Source organism: Methanospirillum hungatei (assembly GCF_020216685.1).
GTDB classification, from domain to species: domain Archaea; phylum Halobacteriota; class Methanomicrobia; order Methanomicrobiales; family Methanospirillaceae; genus Methanospirillum; species Methanospirillum hungatei_B.
On the sequence record NZ_JAIWNS010000244.1, the window covers coordinates 1 to 5,977 of the forward strand.

The following is a 5,977-nucleotide window of genomic DNA, read 5'->3' on the forward strand; positions in this document are numbered from 1 at the left end:
TTCCATCACCAAAGTCCCAGCTTCGGGATGTAATAGGCCCCGTCGAGAGATCAGTGAACGTGACATTCAAGGGATACTGACCGCTTGTCGGATTGAAACTGAAATCGGCGACTAATTGTTCGTTAGTAACCTCACTTAACCATCCTCCATGAACAGGTCCGGTATTTGTAAACTTTCTGACACGGATGTTATCATAGGATGCCTGACCTCCAGTTGTCCACCCGACGAGACCAAGTCGATCAGTGGTTGTTGCACTATAATATGCCCGGTCCGATCCAACTTTTACACCATTCACATATGCATCATAATATCCGTTGCCTTTCAGATCCAAGCGGATCGAATACCACTGGTTTGTATTATAACTGGTATAATAGGCCCAGCTTGGTGCCATGGAACCAAATCTGCCTTGATTCGTTGCAAAGAACCAGGCGCCTTTAAGTCCTGATGCATGGCCGGAAAAAGCTGAAACAGTATGATACGCAGTGGTTTGGGCAGGTTTAATAGAATATTCAATAATTCCGGAACCACCAGTCCAAGATTTATATGCCCCTCCTCCTGCAAGACCGTTCGAAGTAAACCGACCGACCTTGTTTGAACCCTCAGTCACCTGACTCACGGTAACGCCGGAATCCAGAGTCCACCCTGATAACACACTTTCTTCGAAATCCTCAAAGATGGAAAAGACGGACGATCCATCACTCTCACTCACAGCACTAGCATTCCCATAATACATCACAACCTGCGTCCCAGCCCTCGGAATACTCGGAACCTTCACCCACACAACCGCAGCAGTCGCATTCACCGACTCAATCCAGTACGGCATCTGGGCACCAGCAACGGTAGTAAACCGGAGATCACCATAATCACTCTTTACCGACGAACCAACATACACATTCTCCCCCGAATCAGTCCCGGTCGTCCTCCAGACAACAAACCGCATCTGATAATTCGTCAGATCACCATCCGGACTCCCCCCAATCGCATGGATCTTCCGATAACTCCACCCACTCAAAAACGCCGGCGGACCGGAAACCACCGTCACCGTGCTACTCACATAACTTAACGATTCAATATTTATTTCACTCATATTGACCGGCGTCTCGGAAAGTACAGACCTCCCATCCGAATGCACAACACCAGTCGGACCAGGCGGGGCAACTACCGGCCCACTCACAGATGGGACCACTATCGGGGGACGGACAGACTCTGCTCCTGCGACACCGCAACAGGAAACCAGGATAAGAGCAACGATAATAATCAGCAACCAGATAGTATGCCCTACCCCGGGAGTATATGTCCGGGTTTGATGGAGCGCGGCAGGCCTCATGATTTTTCCTCCTCTAATTCTGAACTATGGACGAAATATGGCGTTGGACGAAGGTATGGCCAGGGAAAAAACACCCGTGGATAGATACCAGACACACGAAGGAACCAGGAAACGAATTCAATAATATACGTAGAAAAACATATCATAGTATGAAATCACCTCATTCAGCCTAATCCAATAATACGCAATCATTATATAAAATCAGATCCATGCGCAAGAATACATAAATAGAATAAAACACACGAAAGCAGCCCATTAGGCAACCAACCCCTCCAATACCTTATATAGATTATCCGCCCTGGCTGAACAAAAAATCAGTACCACTGAATTGGCCGTTCAAATCAGGATACATCTCACCCATCCTCCGCATTGGCTGAGATCGCACCACAACGCTGGCAGTAGACCTCATATGTCCCCACTGTATCAGAGGTATGGGTGGGATTCTGCTCTGTCGATGATGTTCCATCACTAAAGGTCCAACGCCAGGAAGCAGGATACCCCGTCGACACATCGTAAAAGTGGACAGTATAGGGAAACACTTCAACATTAGGGTTTCCATAGAATTTTGCCACCACCGGCGGCGGGACATTGCCGGTTATCGTAAAACTGTTGTTAAGTGTTGCAGGGGACCCACCCGGGTTTGTAACCACGACATTCCATTGCCCGGGCATTCGACCTGAAACAGGTATCGTGCAGGTTACATTCGGAGGAGCACCCACCACATTCGTCGAAATACAGTCAGTATATCGGGTCCGGGTCAGGTAGACCGTTGCACCAGATACAAAACCACTCCCTGCCAGGGTTGTGATGGAGACCGGACCGGTGTTTGAACAGCAGAACGGGTGATGACAGGAATGGTTGGAGGAGGTGTGGGAGAAGGTCTCGGAAAGCCTGCAATCTCAAGGGCATTACTTCCAATACTGGTAACGGAGACATATGGATGAGGAACAAAAATCCCTCTCGGTTCTGATACTCTTGCCCCATTATTACCGTCTGCGACCCGATAGGCATGAACCCGGGCAGTGGGATCAGATAGGTCGATAATATATAAGGCATTACTAAGAAGACTCACAAGAAAGGCATAATCATTCTTGACAAACACATTCACGTGCTCCATCGAACTGAGCACCGCCATCTCCACTACTACCCATGAGGACGAGGGATGCGGGATTTGATATATCTACCTGAAGGAGTGCGATTCATACCATGCGACATCTGCATAATTCCCGAGGACAGACACGTTCCGTGCACCAGGTAGCATGACTTTCCCTCCATAAGCAGGGGAAGAGAGAACAGAGACATCTACAACTAGTGGTTCAAGACACTTTAATCGAATATGTGCGAACGGGGAGTACTAGGTGTTTGTTCAAAAAATTCTCCTCAATATCACTCCAATCCCTAATTATTACCCTTACCTTCTCAGTCTTCTTCTCCTTCTTATGGTAATCCGATGCAATACGCACGAACAATAGGCGTTAACAACCCTGGGTCAACGGAGGAGTGAAGATGATAGGGAGGTCAGCGGACCTGGGTTATGATTGACAGGTCTTGGAATAGGCCTCATCATGATGAGAAAAACTGATAATTTTGAGACATTTTGAGTCTTCTTCATATTGGTACAATAAAACAAATGAACCAACATGGACCCTTCTGGTGCCTTTTAGAACATTCCGAAGAGGTTTTCCGATGAAAGGATTATCATCAATCTGGCGAAGTTTTTTCTTTACCTCTTCACATAATCCATGATCTCTTTTACATGTTTTTCGAATCCTATTATCTGCCTCTTTTGTGAATATTATGGTGTGAGCCATAGTCTTACTCAAGACTCTCTAGGAATTCATCCATACTTGAATAAACACAAGCCTCCCCACTGTCCAATAATTTTTTTTGCTCGTTTACATGAAATATGAAATCTTTTTGAAGAAATGATTCATCCGGATACATGGCATTATCAATCCGGTGTTCAATTCTATCGAGTCTCATAATTATCTCATGAAGAAGGTCTTCAACATGTGAGTTTGAGTGCTCTTGTGTTTTAGAGCCTGATTGATTGTAAATTACCATAGCAAACCCTAGATTGTTACTCAGTGAATTAGAATTTTCAATACTTAAATAACTTAGGGTATTCCTTTTTTTCTTTTTGTTTAACCTTTTTTGGGTGAGAAAAAATCGCTTTCGCCGATAATAATTGATAGAACAGATATTGGATAGACATAACTCATTTCGTTAATTACTCGGGTTCCTGCTCTTTATCAGAGGTGCAAAGATGAGCACTCGTTCATGAACCGGTTCTCCGGATTCAGAATATTTATATATTCCCTCAAGTCCCACATCACCATTTCTTCTCTGGATAACCAGGTGATGAACAGAATACTATAGACATCCGGAATCGATAGTTTTTGAAGAACTCTTTTCTGAATATGCCGGGGACAGGACCACCGTATGGATATGGACCCGGGTTTTTAAGGAAAGGGATCATACCCACACATTGGCGGAAGGATTCCGATATTCCAGCAAGACCAATCTCGAATGGTTGGATGAAGAGAGGTTAAGGCAGATGCTTGCTAATTCTTCTCATTTTGAATGATCGTGAAGGAAGACTTTCATCTGAAACAGGGAGGTATCGAAAACACCAAGGTAACACCAGTTTTGAATTAATCTCATTTGACAAAAATTTAAAACCTAATAAAGAATTTTTATTAAGGATTCCAGCACACTGATTATCAGTAAAAAATAAGGTGATATTGATGACGAGTCAGACAAAAATATCAGATGGATACTCTACAGTTTTACCTGCTGAAATAAGAAAAAAGTTAGACCTGACTCCAGGAGACATTCTTCAGTGGGATATCGATAATAATTCTATCATTATTACACCGAGGAAAAAGGTGGCTCTATTAGATATTTGTGGTTACATTAGCGTTGGAGGCGATGCAGTCGTTGACAAAAAAAGGATTCAGTCAGGAGAATAATGATCTTTGTTGATTCTTCCTTCTTCATTGCCCTCGTCGATCAAAAGGATCAATGGCATCTGGATTCAAAAAGTCTTCTCCCAATTCTGACTGATGAAATTATTCTATTAACAGATCTAATCATGGCAGAATCAATATCCATCATAGGCAGAAGAAGCGGAGGCAAAGCGGGGACACAGTTGTATCAGTACTTCATAGATAATTGTTAACTTGTTTTTGCAGATGATAAAATACTCAAGGGGGGATGGAAGAATTTTTAAAATATGATGGCAATCTTTCTGTTTCTGATGCTGTTTCTGTTTTTATCATGAAAAAGTACAAAGTTGCCAGGATAATTTCATTTGACTCTGACTTTGATAAGATTCCGGGTATCGTACGGGTTTATCAATATGAAAGGTAGGAAATGTTAATCCCCATCCATTTTTGACTAAGCATATATAAATCTGTGCCCATTCGTTTCTGATTATCCATTTTATAACATTTTGAATCAATTCCCCCACATGGAAAAGGAAGGGCGAGGAGACTGTTCGAGAATAACAATACATTCAAAAAAAATTTAATGGTAAATTCCAAGTTGATTAAGAAGTAATAACGGGCGTTATTTCTTCATAATTTTGAGATCTCGTAGTTCCCAGACAAAACCCTCGAGAATACAAACAGGTAATAACTGGAATAATAAAACAATAGTGATGCCCTCAATCAATATCATTTAAACAAAAATGAACCTAAAAAAATTATTGAACAGGATAAAGACGGAGGGTCTGTCGTATCTGTTCCTGCTCTTCCCGGTTGTATCTCTCAGGGAAAACAGAGGAAGAAGCGAGAGAAAAAATTTCCGAAGCGATTGAACTTCATCTTACCGTTTTGGCACGCGAGGGTTTTCCATTAATACCATATCAGAAAAGAACAGAAAGATTTGTTTAAGTTCATCTATGAATCCGGGAACGTTGCCCATTTTATCCGGGGCTGAAATAGTAAAACCCTCGGAAAAATGGGATCCAGAGTAAACGATAAAAAAAGAAAGCCATATACACCTCCGTCACTCCTACCGTAGACCAGTACCTGTGCCAAATCATCCTGAAATTGCAAGAGGAACACTTCGGATGATGATGAATCAGGTCTACATTAGTCAGGAAGACTTTCTGGAAACACCTGGAATCAATGGGTACTGGAGAGGCACGTTTTAAATATGCCGGGGACAGGACCACCGTATGGATATGGACCCGGTGTTTTAAGTATATGCGAAGAGCATAAGGGGCAAACCGAATCAGATCCTCTGCCGTCAGTTCGGTCTGCTCCTCAATACGTATAAATGTCAGAGATTCATCTTTTTCATAAATGCATTCAAATCATCGATACTTTGGAAATCCAGAATCTCAAGACTTAAAATTTCCAGCAGAGCATTATCCATTGAACGAATCTTATCGGTAAGGTCACCTGGAAGCCTCCCGAACTTTTTTGCCAGTTGCCTCTCAATCAATTCTCTTCGCTCTTCGGATTTACCTTTTTCAATTCCTTTTTCGATCCCTTTTTCAATTCCTTCAATTTTTCCCTGCTCTATTCCGATAATTATCCCCAGTTCTTTCCCTTTATCCTCTGCGTACTTCAATATCTTCAGCATTTTAATCTCCTCCCATATCTCCTCTAAAATTTCAGGTTCAACAAGTTTATTACTCAC

Annotated in this window: 9 protein-coding genes; 3 read left to right on the forward strand and 6 right to left on the reverse strand. The window is 42.6% G+C overall.

Annotation, left to right across the window (positions count from 1 at the left end):
- From LDL35_RS14035 to LDL35_RS15485, 5 genes are all read right to left on the reverse strand, one after another.
- Positions 1-1,327: DUF2341 domain-containing protein (locus LDL35_RS14035; protein WP_304023559.1), on the reverse strand; the 1,327-nt coding region annotated here is incomplete at its 3' end.
- 353 nt (positions 1,328-1,680) lie between these two features.
- Entirely contained in the window at positions 1,681-1,998 is a 318-nt protein-coding gene (locus LDL35_RS14040; protein ID WP_304023561.1) for a PKD domain-containing protein, read from the reverse strand.
- Positions 1,999-2,084: 86 nt separating this feature from the next.
- Positions 2,085-2,456 (reverse strand): hypothetical protein, encoded by a 372-nt coding sequence (locus tag LDL35_RS14045; protein ID WP_304023562.1) that lies wholly within the window; start codon positions 2,454-2,456, stop codon positions 2,085-2,087.
- Positions 2,413-2,526 (reverse strand): hypothetical protein, encoded by a 114-nt coding sequence (locus LDL35_RS15480; RefSeq protein WP_369694947.1) that lies wholly within the window; start codon positions 2,524-2,526, stop codon positions 2,413-2,415. The genes LDL35_RS14045 and LDL35_RS15480 overlap by 44 nt, the downstream gene beginning before the upstream one ends.
- A 333-nt stretch (positions 2,527-2,859) precedes the next feature.
- Positions 2,860-3,138, reverse strand: coding sequence for a type II toxin-antitoxin system RelE/ParE family toxin (locus LDL35_RS15485; protein WP_369694946.1), 279 nt, complete (start codon positions 3,136-3,138; stop codon positions 2,860-2,862).
- A 936-nt stretch (positions 3,139-4,074) separates the two neighbouring features.
- Between LDL35_RS15485 and LDL35_RS14050 the strand changes: the two genes are divergently transcribed.
- The 3 genes from LDL35_RS14050 to LDL35_RS15490 all read left to right on the forward strand — a co-directional run bounded on the left by LDL35_RS14050 (position 4,075) and on the right by LDL35_RS15490 (position 5,486).
- Positions 4,075-4,299: an AbrB/MazE/SpoVT family DNA-binding domain-containing protein gene (locus tag LDL35_RS14050; protein ID WP_304023563.1), complete on the forward strand. Its 225-nt coding sequence runs from the start codon at positions 4,075-4,077 to the stop codon at positions 4,297-4,299.
- A complete protein-coding gene (locus tag LDL35_RS14055) occupies positions 4,299-4,508 on the forward strand; it encodes a hypothetical protein (RefSeq protein ID WP_304023565.1) in 210 nt (69 codons plus the stop codon). The genes LDL35_RS14050 and LDL35_RS14055 overlap by 1 nt, the downstream gene beginning before the upstream one ends.
- An 819-nt stretch (positions 4,509-5,327) precedes the next feature.
- Positions 5,328-5,486, forward strand: coding sequence for a hypothetical protein (locus LDL35_RS15490; protein WP_369694948.1), 159 nt, complete (start codon positions 5,328-5,330; stop codon positions 5,484-5,486).
- A gap of 128 nt (positions 5,487-5,614) precedes the next feature.
- On the opposite strand, the gene LDL35_RS14065 is transcribed toward LDL35_RS15490, so the two are convergent.
- Positions 5,615-5,977, reverse strand: a 363-nt coding sequence (locus LDL35_RS14065) for a DUF4351 domain-containing protein (protein ID WP_304023567.1), incomplete at its 5' end; no start/stop codon positions are given.

Bases quoted from the DNA above. Each gene is read 5' to 3' on its own strand.
- LDL35_RS14050 (WP_304023563.1), top strand. From the start codon at position 4,075: ATGACGAGTCAGACAAAAATATCAGATGGATACTCTACAGTTTTACCT.
- LDL35_RS14040 (WP_304023561.1), bottom strand. From the start codon at position 1,998: ATGCCCGGGCAATGGAATGTCGTGGTTACAAACCCGGGTGGGTCCCCT.
- LDL35_RS14055 (WP_304023565.1), top strand. From the start codon at position 4,299: ATGATCTTTGTTGATTCTTCCTTCTTCATTGCCCTCGTCGATCAAAAG.
- LDL35_RS15485 (WP_369694946.1), bottom strand. From the start codon at position 3,138: ATGGCTCACACCATAATATTCACAAAAGAGGCAGATAATAGGATTCGA.